At 63.6% G+C, this 19476-nt stretch carries 15 protein-coding genes; 14 read left to right on the top strand and 1 reads right to left on the bottom strand.

The annotated features are described in order from the left end of the window. Positions 1-146: 146 nt before the first annotated feature. Complete coding sequence (gene chvE, locus KIT02_RS07965) at positions 147-1202, bottom strand: multiple monosaccharide ABC transporter substrate-binding protein (protein ID WP_366520601.1); 1056 nt, start codon at positions 1200-1202, stop codon at positions 147-149. Between the two features lie 405 nt (positions 1203-1607). On the opposite strand from chvE, the gene KIT02_RS07970 reads away from it, so the two are divergent. The 14 genes from KIT02_RS07970 to KIT02_RS08035 all read left to right on the top strand — a co-directional run bounded on the left by KIT02_RS07970 (position 1608) and on the right by KIT02_RS08035 (position 19474). Beyond that, positions 1608-2366 carry an FCD domain-containing protein gene (locus tag KIT02_RS07970; RefSeq protein WP_297584653.1) on the top strand — a complete coding sequence of 253 codons (759 nt, stop codon included), beginning with the start codon at positions 1608-1610 and terminating at the stop codon, positions 2364-2366. A gap of 69 nt (positions 2367-2435) precedes the next feature. Then, complete coding sequence (locus KIT02_RS07975; protein WP_297584656.1) at positions 2436-3389, top strand: sugar-binding transcriptional regulator; 954 nt, start codon at positions 2436-2438, stop codon at positions 3387-3389. A 211-nt stretch (positions 3390-3600) separates the two neighbouring features. Beyond that, on the top strand, positions 3601-4911 hold the full coding sequence (locus KIT02_RS07980) for a sugar ABC transporter substrate-binding protein (protein ID WP_297584659.1): 1311 nt from the start codon (positions 3601-3603) through the stop codon (positions 4909-4911). 220 nt (positions 4912-5131) lie between these two features. Continuing rightward, entirely contained in the window at positions 5132-6004 is an 873-nt protein-coding gene (locus KIT02_RS07985; protein WP_297584662.1) for a sugar ABC transporter permease, read from the top strand. A gap of 185 nt (positions 6005-6189) precedes the next feature. Continuing rightward, positions 6190-7020 carry a carbohydrate ABC transporter permease gene (locus tag KIT02_RS07990; RefSeq protein ID WP_297584664.1) on the top strand — a complete coding sequence of 277 codons (831 nt, stop codon included), beginning with the start codon at positions 6190-6192 and terminating at the stop codon, positions 7018-7020. A gap of 220 nt (positions 7021-7240) precedes the next feature. Continuing rightward, a complete protein-coding gene (locus KIT02_RS07995; protein WP_297584666.1) occupies positions 7241-8236 on the top strand; it encodes an ABC transporter ATP-binding protein in 996 nt (331 codons plus the stop codon). A 395-nt stretch (positions 8237-8631) separates the two neighbouring features. Then, positions 8632-10104: a mannitol dehydrogenase family protein gene (locus tag KIT02_RS08000; RefSeq protein ID WP_297584668.1), complete on the top strand. Its 1473-nt coding sequence runs from the start codon at positions 8632-8634 to the stop codon at positions 10102-10104. Positions 10105-10158: 54 nt separating this feature from the next. Further along, on the top strand, positions 10159-11745 hold the full coding sequence (locus KIT02_RS08005) for an FGGY-family carbohydrate kinase (RefSeq protein WP_297584670.1): 1587 nt from the start codon (positions 10159-10161) through the stop codon (positions 11743-11745). A 126-nt stretch (positions 11746-11871) separates the two neighbouring features. Further along, a complete protein-coding gene (locus KIT02_RS08010) occupies positions 11872-15219 on the top strand; it encodes a transglutaminase family protein (RefSeq protein ID WP_297584673.1) in 3348 nt (1115 codons plus the stop codon). Between the two features lie 3 nt (positions 15220-15222). Beyond that, a complete protein-coding gene (locus tag KIT02_RS08015; protein WP_297584676.1) occupies positions 15223-17634 on the top strand; it encodes a circularly permuted type 2 ATP-grasp protein in 2412 nt (803 codons plus the stop codon). A gap of 16 nt (positions 17635-17650) precedes the next feature. Continuing rightward, positions 17651-18529, top strand: a complete 879-nt coding sequence (locus KIT02_RS08020; RefSeq protein ID WP_297584679.1) for a transglutaminase family protein — start codon at positions 17651-17653, stop codon at positions 18527-18529. Between the two features lie 80 nt (positions 18530-18609). Next, positions 18610-18774 carry a hypothetical protein gene (locus KIT02_RS08025; RefSeq protein WP_297584681.1) on the top strand — a complete coding sequence of 55 codons (165 nt, stop codon included), beginning with the start codon at positions 18610-18612 and terminating at the stop codon, positions 18772-18774. Between the two features lie 42 nt (positions 18775-18816). Then, positions 18817-18975 (top strand): DUF3309 family protein, encoded by a 159-nt coding sequence (locus KIT02_RS08030; RefSeq protein ID WP_297584684.1) that lies wholly within the window; start codon positions 18817-18819, stop codon positions 18973-18975. A gap of 142 nt (positions 18976-19117) precedes the next feature. Further along, on the top strand, positions 19118-19474 hold the full coding sequence (locus KIT02_RS08035; RefSeq protein ID WP_297584686.1) for a DNA gyrase subunit B: 357 nt from the start codon (positions 19118-19120) through the stop codon (positions 19472-19474). Positions 19475-19476: the final 2 nt, after the last annotated feature.

Below are 19476 nucleotides of genomic sequence, written 5' to 3' on the forward strand. Positions count from 1 at the left end.
TCATTCCCGCGAAAGCGGGAACCCCCGTTGCAAGAGCGGCGCCTCAAACAGAGGTTCCCGCTTTCGCGGGAATGACTCTGCGGCACGAAATGCCCCAAACTCCAGTAAGGGCCCCGCCACCGGCGAGGCCCCATTCTTATAGCAGCTTACTGCAGTTCTTCGGCCTTGATGTAGCCGCTGTCGATGACGCGGGCTTCATAGTTGGTCAGGTCGACTTCATAGGGGGTCAGCAGGATGGACGGCACGACCTTGACGCCATTGTCATAGGTGGTGGTGTCCAGGCCCGCCGGCGTCCCGCCGGTCAGCACGGTGTCAACCAGTTCGGCCGTGATATTGGCCAGTTCGCGCGTGTCCTTGAACACGGTCGAATACTGCTCGCCGGCAATGATCGCCTTGACCGAGGGGACCTCGGCGTCCTGGCCCGAAATGATCGGCCAGGGCTGGTCGGCAGAGCCGTAGCCGACGCCGCGCAGCGACGAGATGATACCGCGGCTGAGGCCGTCATAGGGCGACAGAACCGCATCGACGCGCGAGCCGTCCGAGTAGTTGGCCGACAGCAGGTTGTCCATGCGGGCCTGGGCGACAGCACCGTCCCAACGCAGGGTACCGACGGTTTCCATGCCCATCTGGCCGGACTTGACCACCAGCACGCCTTCATCGATCAGCGGCTGGAACACGCTCATGGCGCCGTCATAGAAGAAGAAGGCATTGTTGTCGTCGGGCGAACCGCCGAACAGCTCGATGTTCCACGGGCCCTTCTGGTCCGGATAGCCGAGACCCTTGAGGATCGAGGAGGCCTGGAGCACGCCCACTTCGAAGTTGTCGAAGGTGGTGTAGTAGTCGACATTGGCCGAGTCACGGATCAGGCGGTCATAGGCGACGACCTGGATACCGGCATCGGCGGCCTGCTGCAGCACGGCGCTGAGCGTGGTGCCGTCGATGGAGGCGATCACCAGGGCCTTGACGCCCTTGGTCACCATGTTCTCGATCTGGGCAAGCTGGTTGGGGATATCGTCTTCTGCATACTGCAGGTCGACGGTGTAGCCCTTGGCTTCCAGAGCCGCCTTCAGCTCGTTGCCGTCCGAAATCCAGCGCAGCGACGACTGGGTCGGCATGGCAATGCCGATCTGGCCCTTGTCCTGGGCGAAGGCACCGGTTGCGGCGGTGACCAGAACGGCACCAGCGGCGAACAGCGTCGTCATTGTTTTGAGCAGCTTCACGTCTCGACTCCCTTTGATATTCGAGATGGTTCTTGCAGTGGAAATTGGGACACGGATCAGGTCGTCGAGGCGTGACGAACAGCCAGATTGCAGCAGGCCAACGGCGTTGGTCGCAAGGCCTTTCGATGCTGCATCATTTCCTCCGTCTGAGGCGGCTTTCCGCCGCCCCGGACCTTCCCGGTCCATGGCCGGAACCTAGGATAATCAGATAGGTCTGTAAAGCGCCGCGGCCCGTTCTGCGCAATTTTTTCGAGAATAGAAGAATTTATTATTCCCGGTTGCAGGCGATCTTTGTCATCGATAACCTCACTTCAACAGCATATTTCGTCCTGCCAGTTGACCGAAAGAGTCATATCAGGACACAAAGGTATCAGATACCTTTTGGGAGTGAGGGCCATCAGAACACCGGAAACCCGCGCCGATCAGCCGAGCGCCGCCAACGCGGTTGCTGATGATCTGGCCCGGCTGATCCTGACAGGAATGCCACCCGGATCGAGCCTGCCGAGCGAGGCCGATCTGGCGGCGCAATATGCGGTGAGCCGCCTGACCATCCGCGAGGCGGTCAAGCTGCTCGCCGGGCGCGGCCTGGTCGAACTGGCCCGCGGCCGGCGCGCCATGGTGCGCGAGCCCGATGGCTCGGCCTTTGCCGATTTCCTCACCTCCATGCTGCACAATGAGTCGCGCGGCATTTTCGATCTCATCGAGGTGCGCATGTCGCTGGAAGTGCAGTCGGCAACCCTGGCTGCCAAGCGCGCCAGCCGCGCCGCCATCGCCGCCATCGAAAGTGCCTTGCAGGGCATGCGGGACGCCGAAGCCTCTGCGGATGCCGAGGCTGAGGAGCGGTTCCACACCTTCGACGTCGGCTTTCACGAGGCTGTCGCCCTCGCCAGCGGCAATCGCATTCTGGGCTATTTGTTCGAAGCCATGGCTGAGCCGCTGCGGCAAGGCATCCGCACCAGCCGGCGCGGCCACGCCAATCGCGGCCACACCCTGGCCGATACCATCGCCGCCCATCAGCGCATTCTCGACGCCATCCGCGCTGGCTCGTCCCGCGCCGCCGCCGAGGCCATGCGCCTGCACCTCAAGGACACCGAGCGCGACATCCACAACGCCCTCAATCATCCCGCGCAGCCCGCTTCGCCTTGATCGGGCTTGAGAGCTTGGGCATGATCCGAAAAATCGGAAGCAGCCCGATCGCGGAGGAACTGGCAGTACATGAGCGCGCGGCACGACAATGGCACCACGCGGCTGGACGACGCCGCCCGCGCTGGCTGGCTCTACTATGTGGCCGGCAATACGCAGGAAGAAATCGCCACCAAGATGGGCATTTCCCGCCAGTCCGCGCAGCGCCTTGTGTCGCTCTCTGTCAGCGAGGGCCTGATCAAGGTCCGCCTTGATCACCCCATCGGCCATTGCCTTGATCTTGCTGCCCGCCTGCAATCGCGCTTCGCGCTCGACCATTGCGAGGTCGTGCCATCCGATCCGACCAGTCAGTCCTCGACCATCGGCGTTGCCGAGGCCGCGGCTGCCGAGATCGAACGCTGCCTGCGCGCCACCGATCCCATCGTCATGGCCGTGGGCACCGGCCGCACGCTCAAGGCCGCCATCGAGCAGATCCAGCCCATGGAGTGCCCGCACCACAAGATCGTTTCCCTCACCGGCAATATCGCCCCCGATGGCTCTGCCGCCTTTTACAACGTCATCTTCAACGTGGCCGACACCGTCAAGGCGCGCTCCTTCCCCATGCCGCTACCGGTGTTCGCCTCCTCCGCCCGCGAGCGCGAGCTGCTCCACGCCCAGCCCATGATCAGCGCCACCCTGGCCCTTGCGGCCGAGGCCAATACCACCTTTGTCGGCATTGGCGATCTCAGCCCCGAGGCGCCGCTCCTGCTCGACGGCTTCATTTCCGAGGCCGACCAGAAGGCCCTGCAAAAGGCCGGCGCCGTCGGCGAAATCTGCGGCTGGTGCTTTGACGCTGAAGGCCGGCTGATCGACGGCCTCGTCAATGACCGCGTCGCCTCCGCCCCCATTCCCTCTCGCGAGCAGGGCCGCGTCATCGCCATTGCCATGGGCGCCCGCAAGGCCGCCGCGATCCGCGCCGCCCTCACAAGGCGCCTCACCAATGGCCTGATCACCAACGAGCATACAGCCACCCTGCTCCTGGCCTGAAACCCACCTGGATTGCCGGGCACTCCCCGCCCCATTCATACTTTTGCCCACCCCTCGACATCACCGGTCCTGGCCGGTTTCCAGCATTTCCCAGCCCTTTGAGGCACGTAAGCCAGCAATTGCAGCGCAACGCCGCTTGACTCACATGTGCAATTTGTGAACATTTGCCCACATACGAAGCAATTGCCCGCTTCGCATTGGGAGGAAATTGATGAAACTTGCACCCGTTCTCGTGGGCGCGACCCTGCTCGCCCTCACCGCCTCGGCTTCGGCCCAGACGCTCACCATTGCCACGGTGAACAATGGCGACATGATCCGCATGCAAGGCCTGTCCGGCGCCTTCACCGAGGAGACCGGCATTGAGCTCAACTGGGTGGTTCTGGAAGAAAACACCCTGCGCCAGAACGTCACCACCGACATCGCCACCAATGGCGGCCAGTACGACATCATGACCATCGGCACCTACGAGGCCCCGATCTGGGCCAAGCAGGGCTGGCTGAAGCCCCTTGATGGCCTCGCCGCCGATGCCGAATACGACATCGACGACCTGCTGCCCCCGATCCGCGGCGGCCTCAGCGTCGATGGCAAGCTCTATGCCGCGCCCTTCTATGGCGAGAGCTCCTTCATCATGTATCGCACCGATCTGATGGAAAAAGCCGGCCTCGAAATGCCCGAGGCGCCCACCTGGGAATTCATCGGCGAGGCCGCCCGCGCCATGACCGATCGCGCCAATGACATCAACGGCGTGTGCCTGCGCGGCAAGGCCGGTTGGGGCGAGAACATGGCCTTCCTCACCGCCATGTCGAACTCGTTCGGCGCCCGCTGGTTCGATGAAAACTGGGTTCCCCAGTTCGATCAGCCGCAGTGGAAGGAAACGCTGGACACCTATCTCTCGCTCATGGCCGATGCCGGTCCCTCGGGCGCCTCGTCCAACGGCTTCAACGAAAACCTGACCCTGTTCCAGCAGGGCAAGTGCGGCATGTGGATCGACGCCACGGTCGCCGCGTCCTTCGTCACCAATCCCAATGACTCGACCGTCGCCGACAAGGTCGGCTTCGCTCTGGCTCCCGATACCGGATTGGGCAAGCGCGGCAACTGGCTCTGGGCTTGGTCCCTGGCCATCCCGGCCTCCTCGCAGAATGCCGATGCGGCCGAGCAGTTCATCAACTGGGCGACCGGCAAGGCCTATCTCGAAATGGTGGCCGAGCAAGATGGCTGGGCCAATGTGCCCCCCGGCACCCGTATCTCGCTCTACGAGAACCCGGACTACCAGGCCGCCGCGCCCTTTGCGGAAATGACCCTGGGCTCGATCTATGCTGCCGACCCGACCCACCCGACCGTTGACCCGGTGCCCTATGTCGGCGTGCAGTTCGTGGCCATCCCGGAATTTGCCGGCATCGCCACCAATGTCGGCCAGCTGTTCTCGGCGGCTCTCGCCGGGCAGATGTCCGCCGACGACGCCCTCGCCCAGGCGCAGGAAGCCACCACCCGCGACATGACGCGCGCTGGTTATATCAAGTAGGACCTCCTCCCGCGACGTGCCCGGCCGGGCGATCCCCTCTCCTGGCCGGGCGAACTTTCCAACACTCTACCCGCGACCACCAGGCTGCCCTCGGGCTTGACCCGAGGGCCACCACCCACCCGGTGAGCGTTGAGAGTGGTCCTCGGATCAAGTCCGAGGACAACACGGTGACTGTGATGAGGATGGTGCACTTCAGTGCGCCGGCAGGAAGTCGAAAGCTATGGCCACCAAACAGACCCGCACCCTGGCGCGCACCATGATGGCCCCGGCCGTCATCGTCCTCTTCATCTGGATGATCGTGCCGCTGCTGATGACCCTGTGGTTCTCGTTCCAGAACTACAATCTGATGAACCCGATGATGCAGGGCTTTGCCGGCTGGGGGAACTACACCTATGTCATCGGCGATCCCAGCTTCACCCAGGCGCTCGTAAACACCCTGCTGCTCGTGGGCGGCGTGCTGCTCATCACCATCATCGGCGGCACGCTCCTGGCGCTGCTGCTCGATCAGCCCATCTGGGGCCAGGGCATCCTGCGCATTCTGGTTATCTCGCCCTTCTTCGTCATGCCGCCGGTCGCGGCGCTGATCTGGAAGAATGGCTTCATGCATCCCGGCTATGGCATGCTCGGCCACCTCTGGAAGGCCTTTGGCCTGCAGCCGGTTGACTGGTTCAACCAGTATCCGCTGTTTTCCGTCATCGTCATCGTCGCCTGGCAATGGCTGCCCTTTGCGACCCTGATCCTGTTGACCGCCCTGCAATCCTTGTCCGAAGAGCAGCGCGAGGCCGCCGAGATGGACGGCGCCAACGCCCTCAACCGCTTCCGGTACATCATCCTGCCGCATATGGCCCGGGCGATCACCATCGTCATTCTCATCCAGACCATATTCCTTCTCGGCATCTTCGCCGAAATCCGCGTCACCACCGGCGGCGGCCCGGGCTATGCCTCCACCAATATCGCCTTCCTCGTCTTCCGCACCGGCATCCTCAGCAATGACATCGGCGCCGGTTCCGCCGGCGGCGTCGTCGCCGTCATCATCGCCAACGTGGTCGCCATCTTCCTGATGCGCGCAGTGGGGAAGAACCTCGATGCTTGAGTTCGCCCATACCCCCACCCTCATTCCCTCCCCACAAGGGGGAGGGACGCGCAAGCCTCAGGCCTCCCGGCTCCATCTCCTCCCTCCCCCTTGTGGGGAGGGTAGCGAAGCTCGGCCACTCGGCCGTAGCGCAGCTAGGGTGGGGGTGACTTCTTCATCTCAGCAATCGGCGGAGAATAAGTAAAATGGCCCGTCGCGTCCCCATGCAAAACCGCATCGGCTTCACCATCCTCGCCTGGGCAGTGGCCCTGCTGCTGTTCTCGCCAATCCTGTGGACCCTGCTCACCGCCTTCAAGACCGAGGCCGAGGCGATCGCCTCGCCGCCCACCTTCCTGCCGCAGACCTTCACCATCGAGAATTTCGGCGCCGTGCAGGATCGGTCCGACTACATCAAGCACGCCACCAATTCGATCGTGGTCTCGGTCGGCTCTACCCTGCTGGGCCTGCTGATTGCCATCCCCGCCGCCTGGTCCATGGCCTTTGCGCCGACTAAGCGCACCAAGGACATCCTGATGTGGATGCTCTCCACCAAGATGATGCCGGCAGTTGGCGTCCTGATCCCAATCTACCTGATCTTCCGCGACCTGCGCCTGCTCGATACCCTGCATGGGCTGACACTGATCATGACCCTGATCAACCTGCCCATCATCATCTGGATGCTCTACACCTACTTCAAGGAAATCCCGGTCGACATCCTCGAGGCCGCGCGCATGGACGGAGCCGAGCTCTGGAATGAGATCACCCATGTTCTCGTCCCCATGGCCATTCCCGGCATCGCCTCCACCCTGTTGCTCAACGTCATCCTCGCCTGGAACGAGGCCTTCTGGACCATCACCCTCACCTCCGGCCGCGCCGGCACGCTGACGGCCTTCATCTCCTCGTTCAGTTCCCCCCAGGGCCTCTTCCTCGCCAAACTCTCCGCCGCCTCGCTCCTCGCCATCGCCCCCATCCTGCTGCTCGGCTGGTTCAGTCAGAAGCAACTGGTCCGCGGTCTGACATTTGGAGCGGTGAAGTGATGCGCCGCAGCGCCCTCGCCCCTGCGCCCCCTCGCCCCTCAGGGGAGAGGGTAGCGACGCCGGGAGCGCAGCGACCTGGCAGAGCTGGGGTGAGGGGTGAAGACCCCTCGGCAAGAACCGCAGCGCTGAACCCCTCACCCGGCGCTCTGCGCCGACCTCTCCCCTCGAGGGGAGAGGTGAACACCCTCACACGCGACCTCCCAGCGAAGGACCTGTAGCCATGGGCTCCATCACCCTCGAACACGTCAACAAGTCCTTCGGTGAAGTCGAGATCATCCCGGACATTTCCCTCGACATCCACGATGGCGAATTTGTTGTCTTTGTCGGCCCCTCGGGCTGCGGCAAGTCCACATTGCTGCGCCTCATTGCCGGCCTCGAAGACACCACCTCGGGCCATATCAAGCTCGATGGCCAGGACGTCACCGACGCTCCACCGGCGCGACGGGGTCTCGCCATGGTGTTCCAGTCCTACGCGCTCTATCCTCATATGAGCGTGCGCGACAACATCGCCTTCCCGCTCAAGATGGCCAAGGTTCCCCAGGCCGAGATCGACAGGAAGGTCGATTACGCCGCGCGGACCCTCAACCTCGCCTCCTATCTCGACAGAAAACCGCGCGCCCTCTCCGGCGGCCAGCGCCAGCGCGTCGCCATCGGCCGCGCCATCGTGCGCGAACCCAAGGCCTTCCTCTTCGACGAGCCCCTGTCCAATCTCGACGCGGCCCTGCGCGTCAACATGCGCCTCGAAATCACCGAACTGCACCAGCAGCTCAAGACCACGATGATCTATGTCACCCACGACCAGGTCGAAGCCATGACCATGGCCGACCGCATCGTCGTGCTCAATGCCGGCAATGTCGAACAGTTCGGCTCCCCGCTCGAACTCTACAAGAAACCGGCCAACCGTTTCGTCGCCGGCTTTATCGGCTCGCCCAAGATGAACTTCGTCGACGGCACCGAAGCCGCCAGGCACAATGCCCATGCCATCGGCATACGCCCCGAACATTTCCGCCTATCGACCACCGAAGGCGCCTGGAAGGGCACGGTCAATGTCGCCGAGCAGTTGGGCTCCGACACCTTCCTCCACATCCAGTCCGATTTCGGCCTCCTGACCGTCCGCACCGACGGCGACCAGGCCTTTGCCCACGGCGATACCGTCTGGCTGACCCCCGACCCCAACCGCATCTACAAATTCGATGCGGCCGGCAAGGCCATCTAGATGTCGCAAGGCACCCAACCATCGGCTCTGCCCACCCTCCCCCTTGAGGGGAGGGTAGCGACGCTAGGCCCAACGGGCCCTGGCAAAGCTGGGGAGGGGGAAATACCGGCTCTCATCCTCCCTCCCCTTGAGGGGGAGGGTAGCGACGCTTGGGCCGACCAGGCCCTGGCAAAGCTGGGTGGGGTGACTTCTCACGGGGCCTCGGCCGCACAACCCCGGCTTGTCCCGGCGATCCGTCGTGCCAAATTCTGGATTGCCGGGACAGGCCGGGCAATGTCGGCGAATGGGAACGTCGCGTCTCACCCTCAATGTCATTCCCGCGAAAGCGGGAACCCCTGTTTCCCTGCAACGGAGGTTCCCGCTTTCGCGGGAATGACTCCGAGGTTTATCTCCACATGACCAAGCTCTCCCTCGCCACTCTGCCCGCCATCACCACGGCATCGACCCCGGGTTACACCCGCGCCGATCTCACCCCCGGCATCGTCCACTTCGGCGTGGGCAATTTTCATCGCGCCCATCAGGCAGTTTATCTCGACGCCCTGTTCAATACCGGCGAGGGTCACGACTGGGCCATCATCGGCGCCGGCACCCGTGCCTCGGACGCCGCCATGCGCGACGCCCTGCGTCAGCAGGATTGGCTCACCACCGTCGTGGAACAGGAAGCGGAAAGCGCGTCCGCCAGCATCACCGGCGTCATGGTCGATTATCTCGAGCCCGGCGACTGCCAATCGGTCATTGCGGCTCTCACCGACCCGGCCATTCGCATTGTCTCGCTGACCATCACCGAGGGCGGCTATTACATTGACCCCGCCAGCCAGCAATTCGACCCGGCCCATCCAGACATTGCCTATGACGCGGCGCACCTCGACGCGCCGAAAACTGCCTTCGGCCTCATCCTCGCCGGCCTCGTGGCGCGGAAAAACGCCGGGCTGCAGCCCTTCACCGTCATGAGTTGCGACAACATTCCCGGCAATGGCCACGTCACCGAAAACGCCATCGCCGGCCTTGCCGCACTCATCGATCCGGCCCTGGCCGAGTGGGTAAAATCATCGGTGGCCTTCCCCAATGGCATGGTCGACCGCATCACCCCCGCCACCTCCGATCGCGAGAAAAAGCTTCTCGCCGACCAGTTCGGCATCGAAGACGCCTGGCCGGTCTTCTGCGAGAGTTTCAAGCAATGGGTGCTGGAAGACAATTTCCCCGCCGGCCGTCCGGCGCTTGAAAAAGTCGGCGTCCAGTTCGTGCCCGATGTTGCTCCCTATGAGCACATGAAGATCCGCATCCTCAACGGTGGTCATGCCACCATCGCCTACCCGGCCGGGCTGCTCGACATCCATTTCGTCCATGAGGCCATGGAGCACCCCCTCGTCGCCGCTTTCCTCAGGAAGGTTGAGACCGACGAGATCATTCCGGTGGTACCGCCGGTGCCCGATACCGATCTTCACGCATACTTCGCAATGTGTGAGAAAAGGTTCTCAAACCCCAAAATCGGCGACACCGTCCGGCGCCTTGCTCTGGACGGGTCAAATCGCCAGCCGAAGTTCATCATCCCGTCCGCGCTCGATCGCGCAAATGCTAACAGTGTGCTAACCGGATTGGCCCTCGTGTCAGCCCTCTGGTGCCGCTATTGCTTCGGCACGACCGATAGCGGCGCCGTCATCGAACCAAACGATCCCAACTGGGATCGCCTCACTGCCCAGGCACGAAGGGCCAAGGAAAATCCTGCAGCCTGGCTCGAGATGGGCGACATCTATGGCGACCTCGCAACCAGTCCCGCCTTTGCGGCAGAGTTTACCAAGTGTCTGAATTTCCTTTGGAAAAACGGCACGGCCGCCACACTTGAGGCCTATCTCGGCGACCGCCTCTAGCCCGCCCCGTTGCCATCGGCTATGGTCCGCGCCGGACCGAAAAGAGAGGCCGGCGTGGCGCAAGACCTCCTGGTGGGAGTGGATGTTGGAACCGGCAGCGCCCGCGCCGGCGTGTTCACGCCATCCGGTAAACTATTGGCGCGTCACGAAAAACCAATATCCATGCGCCGCAGCGACGCCAATCATGCCGAGCATGACAGCGCCCAGATATGGACCGCCGTCTGCGCCGCGGTGCGTCAGGCTGTTTCCGACGCCGGCGCCAATCCACAAGACATAGTGGGCATCGCCTTCGACGCGACGTGCTCGCTGGTGGTTCGGGGCCGGGATGGCGAGCCTGTGGCCGTGTCGCGCAACGGAGAAAACCGTTGGGATACAATCGTTTGGCTCGATCATCGGGCACTTGAAGAAGCTGACGAATGCACCCGGACGGGCCACGAGGTTCTGCACTATGTTGGCGGCGTCATGTCGCCCGAGATGGAAGTGCCCAAGCTCATGTGGCTCAAGCGCCACCTGCCACAGAGCTGGGAGCGGGCAGCGCAAATCTTTGATCTGGCAGATTTTTTGTCCTGGCAGGCCACCGGATCGCTGGCGCGGTCGCAATCGACGCTGACCTGCAAGTGGACCTACCTTGCCCATGCCGAGCAGAAGTGGCGCCGCGATTTCCTCGCCGAAGTCGGCCTGGACGATCTGCTCGACAAGGCCGCTTTGCCTGCCGTGGCCAGCCCCGTCGGTTCAGACCTCGGCCCGCTGACGGAAAAAGCTGCGCACGATCTTGGACTTAGCACGAATTGCCGCGTTGGGGCCGGTCTCATCGATGCCCATGCCGGTGCGCTTGGCGTGCTCGGCGCCTTTACCGCTGACATCGCCACGATAGACCGCCATCTGGCCCTGATCGCCGGCACCTCGAGCTGCGTCATGGCCCTGTCTGCCGAGGACCGTCCGACCAGCGGCGTCTGGGGTCCCTATTTCGGCGCTGTGCTGCCAGGCGTCTGGCTCAACGAAGGCGGGCAATCCGCCACCGGCGCCCTGCTCGATCACGTCATCCGCCTGCACGGCGCCGGCGGCGATCCGACGCCCGAAACCCACGCCGCCATCGTGCGCCGGGTGATGGAACTGCGGCAGGCCGAAGGCACCGAATTCGCTAAGCGCTTGCACGTCCTGCCGGATTTTCACGGCAACCGCTCACCACTGGCCGATCCCTTTGCCCTGGGCGTGATTTCCGGCCTCACCCTCGACAGCGATTTCGACAGTCTTTGCCGGCTCTATTGGCGCACCTGCGTCGCCATTGCGCTGGGCGTGCGCCATATCCTCGAGACGCTCAATACGCGCGGCTACTCCATCGACACCCTGCACATCACCGGCGGCCACACCAAGAACCCGCTGCTCATGGAACTCTACGCCGATGCCACCCTGTGCACGGTTGTCGAACCCTCGGCTCCTGACGCCACGCTGCTCGGCATGGCCATGGTCGCAGCCAATGCGGCCGGGCTCTATTCCAGTCTCGATCAGGCCTGCATCGCCATGCAGCAGGGCGGCACCGCCCGGGCCCCCAATCCGGCGGCGCGGGCGCAGTATGACCGGGATTACCGCATCTTCCTCGAAATGCTCCGGCACAGGCAGACAATCGACAACATTGCCTGACATCTCGCGCATGGCCGATCTGTTTCCCATGCGGGCGGCATCTGCCTGTTCAGGTCGCATAAAGCTCGCTAAGCTCTTTGCCGGGAAGCCGAATTTCGTGGCCACAAAGCGAGCGACGTAAGGTCCATGTCGATCAAAGCCGCCATCTATCACCTGACGCATTACAAATATGATCGTCCGGTCGTCCTGCAGCCTCAGATCATCCGGCTGCAACCAGCGCCACACTCCAAGACCAAGGTGATCAGCCATTCGCTGCGGGTCGGGCCGGCCAATCACTTCGTCAACGTGCAGCAGGATCCTTACGGCAACTACATGAGCCGGTTCGTCTTTCCCGAACCGGTGATGGAACTCAAGATCGAGGTCGATCTCGTCGCCGATATGACGGTCTATAATCCGTTCGACTTTTTCGTCGAGGAGAGCGCGGAAACCTGGCCCTTCGACTATCCCGAAGACCTCAGCGCGGACCTCTCGATCTACCGCCAGACAGAGCCCGCAGGTCCCCGGCTGCAGCAATTCCTCGACGGGGTCGACAAACGCCCGCAAAACACCGTCAATTTCGTCACCGGTCTCAATTCCAGCATCCAGCAGGCGGTAAGCTATATCGTGCGGATGGAGCCTGGCGTCTGGTCGCCCGAAGAAACGCTTGGCAATGGCAGGGGCTCGTGCCGGGATTCCAGCTGGCTGCTCGTCAATGCCCTGCGCCACCTGGGCTTTGCCGCCCGTTTCGTCTCCGGATACCTCATCCAGCTCAAGCCTGATCTGGTCTCGCTCGACGGCCCGGCGGGCACCGATCACGACTTCACCGACCTGCATGCCTGGTGCGAAGTCTATCTGCCGGGCGCCGGCTGGGTCGGCCTCGACCCCACTTCCGGCCTGCTGACCGGGGAAAGCCACGTCCCGCTGTCGGCTACGCCGCACTATCGCAACGCGGCGCCAATCTCCGGCTTTGCCTCCTTCGCAGAGGTTGATTTCTCCTTTGACATGAAGGTGACGCGCGTCGCCGAACATCCGCGCATTACCAAGCCCTTCTCCGATGAAAGCTGGGATCGGCTGAACCAGCTTGGGCATCAGGTGGATGCGACTCTCAACGAACAGGATGTGCGGCTGACAATGGGGGGTGAGCCCACCTTTGTGTCGATCGACGATTTCGAAGCCGACGAATGGAACGCTGGCGCCGTTGGACCAACCAAGCGCGCCCTGGCTGACGGGCTGATCCGTCGCCTGCGGCAACGCTTCGCCCCCAATGGCCTGCTGCATCATGGCCAGGGCAAGTGGTATCCCGGCGAATCCCTGCCGCGCTGGACCTTTTCACTATACTGGCGCACGGACGGCAAACCCGTCTGGTCCGATGAAGGCCTGATCGCCCGCGAGGGGCAAGAGTATGACGTGACGCCCGCCGATGCCGAGACCCTGGCTTCAGCCATCGCGGAACGTCTCGGGGTTGCCGGCGACAATGTCTTGCCCGCCTTCGAGGACCCCGCCGACTGGATTCTCAAGGAATCCCGGCTTCCCGACAATGTCGATCCATCCAATTCCAGGCTCGCCGACCCCGAGGAACGCGCCCGCATCGCGACCGTGTTCGCGCGGGGACTGACCAGCCCGACGGGCTACGTGCTGCCGGTTCAGCGGTGGAATGCCCAGGCCGCGGGCCAGCGCTGGATATCCGAACGCTGGAAGACCCGGCGCGGCAAGCTGTTCCTGGCGCCAGGAGACAGCGCCGCGGGTTATCGCCTGCCCCTGGCCAGTTTGAAGCACCTGACGGCGACCAGTTATCCGCATATCGTGCCGATGGACCCCGCCATCCCACGTCCGCCACTCCCGGAGCCCGGCGCCATCCTTGCCGGCGGCATCACTGCCCCGGCTGACATTCGCCCCCAGGCGACGGCCAGCTTTACGGCTGCCAGCGAAGGTCAGGTGATCAACGAGCAGGTCCTCGATGAAATCGATTCTTCTGTGCGCACGGCGATCACAGTGGAAGTTCGCGATGGCCGCCTCTGTGTCTTCCTGCCGCCCGTTGCGGCCCTCGAAGACTATCTCGAACTGATCGCGGCGACCGAAGCCGGTGCACGGCACATCGGCAAACCCGTGCATGTCGAGGGCTATGCACCGCCGCACGATCCGCGCCTCAACGTCATTCGGGTTGCGCCCGATCCAGGCGTCATCGAAGTCAACATACACCCGGCCTCGACCTGGGACGACTGCGTGGCTACCACCAATGCGGTTTACGAGGAGGCGCGCGACAGCCGCCTCGGGGCCGACAAGTTCATGATCGATGGCCGCCATACCGGCACGGGTGGCGGCAACCACGTGGTTGTGGGCGGCGCGACCCCCAATGACAGCCCCTTCCTGCGCCGGCCAGACCTGCTCAAGTCGTTGATCCTGCACTGGCAGCGCCACCCCTCGATGAGCTACCTGTTCTCGGGATTGTTCATCGGGCCGACCAGTCAGGCGCCGCGGTTCGACGAAGCGCGTCATGACAGCCTCTATGAGCTGGAAATCGCCATGGCCCAGGTCCCGTTGCCCGGCGAGGGCGAGGCGCCCCTGCCCTGGCTGACAGACCGCCTGTTCCGCAATCTTTTGGTCGACGTCACCGGCAATACCCACCGCTCGGAAATCTGCATCGACAAGCTTTACTCTCCGGACGGTCCCACCGGCCGACTCGGGCTGGTCGAATTCCGCGGCTTCGAGATGCCGCCCAATGCGCGGATGTCGCTGGCCCAGCAATTGCTCATCCGCGCCCTGATCGCCCGGTACTGGAGCAAGCCACTCACCGGCGATCTGGTCCGTTGGGGCACGAGCCTGCACGACCGGTTCATGCTCGGCGCCCATGTCTGGCGCGATTTCACCGAAGTGCTCGACGACCTGCGCACGCACGGCTTCGACTTCGACCCGACCTGGTTTGAGGCCCAGCTCGAATTCCGCTTCCCGTTCTGCGGCGAGGTCGAGGCTGACGGCGTGAAGCTGGAACTGCGGCAAGCGCTTGAACCCTGGCACGTCATGGGTGAACAGGGCGCCATCGGTGGCACGGTCCGCTATGTGGATAGTTCCGTCGAGCGGGTCCAGGTGAGCCTTCAGACGCCCAATCCCGACCGCTATGGGGTGACCTGCAATCAGCGCCCGGTGCCCCTGTCACGCTTCGGGGTGACCGATACCAGCGTGGCCGGTGTGCGCTTCAAGGCCTGGCAACCCGCATCGGGCATGCATCCGACCATGCCCGTTCACACGCCACTGGTCTTCGACATCTATGATCGCTGGACGGGCCGCGCGATCGGCGGATGCACCTATCATGTGGCCCATCCCGGCGGGCGCAATTACGAAACCTTCCCGGTCAATGGCAATGAGGCCGAGGCGCGGCGGCTGGCTCGCTTCGTTCCCCACAATTACACGCCGGGCCCCTACACCGTCCGCCCCGAAAAGCCTGCGGATGAATTTCCGCTGACGCTTGACCTCAGGCGGCCGCCACGGTTCACGTAGGCCATGAATTCGCGGAATCAGCAATCCCGCGGCAAGCCCCCGGCCGGACCCAGCATCATCGCTGATTACCGGCTGCTCCCCGGCGTGCCGGACGAAATGATCGACCCGTCCGGCACCATTCGTCCGGGCTGGGACAAGCTCATGTCCGCATTCGATGCGCTGGGAGCCGAGGAACTCGCAGCCCGCTTCGAGCGCGCCGATCAATATCTGCGCGATGCCGGCGTCTTTTACCGCAAGTATGATGGCGCCGAGGGCAAGGAGCGCGCCTGGCCGCTGGCGCATATACCCCTGCTGATCAACCGGGAAGACTGGGTGTCCATCTCAAGCGGCCTGCGGCAGCGCGCCGAACTGCTCGAGAGCATCGTTGCGGACATCTACGGAGACAACCGCCTGGTCCAGGAAGGGCTGCTGCCGCCGGAACTGGTGGCGCGCAACGGCGAATTCCTGCGTCCCCTCAGCGGTATCCGGCCGGTAAACGGACACTTCCTCCACTTCTGCGCTTTTGAGCTCGGACGCGGACCGGACGGCGCCTGGTGGGTCCTGGGCGACCGCACGCAAGCCCCATCCGGGGCCGGGTTTGCGCTGGAGAACCGGGTGGCCACCACCAGGGCCCTGTCTGACGTCTATGCCGGCATGAATATCGAGCGGCTGGCCGGGTTCTTCCGTGATTTCCGAAACACCTTGTTTGCCCAGGCTCGCCGCGACGGCGGACGGGTCGGCATCCTGACGCCAGGACAGCTCAACGAAACCTATTTCGAGCACGCCTATATCGCCCGCTATCTCGGCATGATGCTGCTCGAAGGGGAAGATCTGGTCGTCGAAGACGGCCGGGTCATGGTGCGCACGGTTGCGGGCCTCAAGCCGGTCAGCGTGCTCTGGCGCCGTGTCGACGCGAGCTTCGTTGACCCGCTCGAACTGCGCTACGACAGCCATATCGGCACCCCCGGCATGGTCGAGGCGCTGCGGACCGGCTCCATCGCGATGATCAACGCCCTGGGCTCCGGCATCATGGAAACGCGCGCGCTGGCCGCCTTCATGCCGCGCCTGTGCAAGCATCTGCTGGGCACGGGTCTCGAATTGCCCGAGATCGCCACATGGTGGTGCGGCCAGGGCGCCGAACGCGAGTTCGTCCTCGACAATTTCGACAGCCTGATGATCGGCCCGGCCTTTTCCACCGCCCTGCCCTTCGACGATCTCAAGGGCACCGCACTCGGCGCAAGCATGACGGCCGAGCAAAAGCTGCAACTCAAGGACCGCATCGCCAGCCATGGTGGCGACTATGTCGGCCAGGAGCCGGTTCAGCTATCGACGGCTCCGGTCTATGTCGAAGGCAGGCTGGAACCCCGCCCCATCACCCTGCGTGTCTATGCGGCCCGCACTGAGGAGGGCTGGACCATCATGCCGGGTGGCTTTGCCCGCGTCGGCTCGACAAGCGACACCAGCGCCATTGCCATGCAGCGCGGCGGACAGGCCGCGGACGTCTGGGTCTTGTCCTCCGGCCCGGTGGAACAGGTGTCCCTGTTGCCGCGCGAGGGCCAGAAGCTGGTGCGCAATTCGCCCGGCAGCCTGCCCAGCCGCGCCGCCGACAATCTGATCTGGCTCGGGCGCTATGCCGAGCGCTGCGAGGCCACGGTCCGCATCCTGCGCGCCTACAATGCCCGGCTGGCGGAACTGTCCCGCCCCGAACTGCCGATCCTGACGCATTGCGCACAGTTCCTGGAAACCATCGATGTGGACGTGACCGAGGCCATGCCCCAGGGGCTGCTGGCTTCGATCGACAGCGCCGTCCACAGCGCCGGGCAAATTCGCGACCGCTTTTCCCCGGATGGCTGGCTCGCCCTCACGGACCTGCAGAAAACGGCGCGGCGGTTCTCGACCCGCATCAATGTGGGCGACGACGCAACGCGGGCCATGACGGTTCTGTTGCGCAAGCTCGCAGGCTTTTCGGGCCTCGTGCACGAAAACATGTATCGATTTGCCGGCTGGCGGTTCCTCGAACTGGGGCGCCGGCTCGAGCGCGCCGTGCAACTGGCGCGCGTGACCGGCTGGTTGACCCAGCCCGACGCGCCCGATGGGTCGCTGGAAATGCTGCTCGAGATCGGCGACAGCGTCATGTCGCATCGGCGGCGGTACTCGGTCAGCGCCGGCACACAAAGCGTCGTCGACCTTCTGGTCCTCGATCCGCTCAATCCGCGTTCCGTGCTCTTCCAGATGAGTGAATTGCGCAACCAGGTGGAGATGCTGCCCGGCGGCATCGATGATGGCCAGCTTTCGCCTGCTGCCAGGGCCGCCCTGCAACTGCACACCGATCTGGTCATCGCCGAGCCGGCCGAGATGACGCCGGAGAGATTGGAAATGCTCTCCGGTGAAATCGGCATTCTGGCGAGCCTCATCGCCAGCGCCTATTTCACCTGACAGGCGGATCGTCCCGATGCTCTACGATATTCGCCTGACCCTCGAATATGACTATGATGCCCCCGTTCACGGAGGCCGCCATCACATTCGCGTCGCGCCTGCGAGCGTGCCGGGCATACAGCGTGTCGTGGCGTCCTCTCTGTCCTTCTCGCCCAAGCCGCACCGGCAATCGGCGTTCACAGACTTCTTTGGCAATGCGGTCACCGCCATCACCATGACCGAGCCGCACGACAAGCTCGAGGTCCGCCTGACCGCGCGTGTGCAGGTGGAAGACCTCAGCCCGCCTGCCGACCTGTCGCCAAACCTCGATCAACTGGCCCTCGACATCAGCCGCTACTGGTCCGTGGAGGCCACAAGCCCGCAGCATTTTCTTGCGGCGTCTCCGCGGGCGCAGATTGTGCCGGCCATTAGCGATTATGTGCGGGAGACCACAGCCGGGCACACCTCGGTCCTTGGGATCGCCACTGCGCTTTGCATGGCGATCAACCGCGACTTTGAGTACGACCCCAAGGCAACCGACGTAGAGACCCGCCCGGCGGAAGCCTTCGCGCTGCGCAAAGGTGTCTGCCAGGACTTTGCTCATGTGATGATCGCCGGACTTCGGGGGCTCGGCATTCCGGCAGGCTATGTATCGGGTTTTCTGCGCACCAATCCGCCCCCCGGCAAGCCACGCCTTGAGGGCGCGGATGCCATGCATGCCTGGGTGCGCGCCTGGTGTGGCCAGCACCTGGGTTGGGTGGAGTTCGACCCGACCAATGCGATGATCGCCGGCCCCGACCACATCTCCATCGGCCATGGGCGGGACTATGCCGACATTTCCCCCATCGTGGGCGTTCTGCGAACGCACGGTTCGCACGAAACCAAGCAGTCCGTCGACGTGCTGAGGGTCGAGTAGCGCCCAACAGTCCCGCTGCTGGAACCAAAACACGGGGTGGCCGTTCTTCTGTCACGTAGCCTATGGCGCAGGAGAACGAAATGAGCGGTTTTCAGATCAAGAGCGTCGACCATGCCGGTCGTACCCATGTGTGGAACGAAGACTACTTCGACCATCATCCGCGCCTTGGCGACCTTGCCGTGGCCCTGGTTCCCGCTTCTCTCATTCTGGCCGCTGCTGCAGCACTCCTCGTCGCGCTTCTCTAGGGTCGACGACGCGCGACGACTATTCCGTCATTGGAGGGTTCTATGACACTCGGCACAATTCTCATCATCATCCTCATACTCCTGCTCATCGGCGCCCTGCCGAACTGGGGGTATTCGCGAGGATTTGGCTATTTCCCCTCGGGTATTCTCGGCGTGGTCCTGGTGATCGTGCTGATCCTGGTACTGATGGGACGCATCTAACCCTCTTCGGGCCGATACCTGCCCCCAAACTATCGGTCCGCCAGAAGCCCGAAGCTGCCCGCTTCGGGCTTCTTTTTTCACCGGTGCCGGAACCACTGGCACGCCCATCCGTTTGATCCACAACACTATTCTGGAGCGTCTTATGGCTACCACATCCGACATGGCCCCCACCCGCCGCAAGGCACCTGCACGCCGCGCGGCCGCCAAAACCCGCGAACAGGAACTCGAGGCGCAGGTCGCCCAGTTGCAATCGGACCTCAAGGACATTTCCGATACCCTGCGCAAGCTGACCGAGCAGAAGGTCGGCGAGGCCCGTAGCCTGGCCGCCACCGAGTTCAAGCAGATCAAGGCCCGCGGCCAGGATCTGATCGATGAAGCTCAGGACCAGTTCTCTGACGCCGAAAAGCAACTCAAGGACACAATCCGCGAAAAGCCGCTGACCGCCGTGGCCAGTGCGCTGGGCATCGGATTCGTTCTGGCGCTGCTGACCCGGCACTGACC

The organism is Devosia sp. (genome assembly GCF_025809055.1).
In the GTDB taxonomy this organism is placed as follows: Bacteria; Pseudomonadota; Alphaproteobacteria; order Rhizobiales; family Devosiaceae; genus Devosia.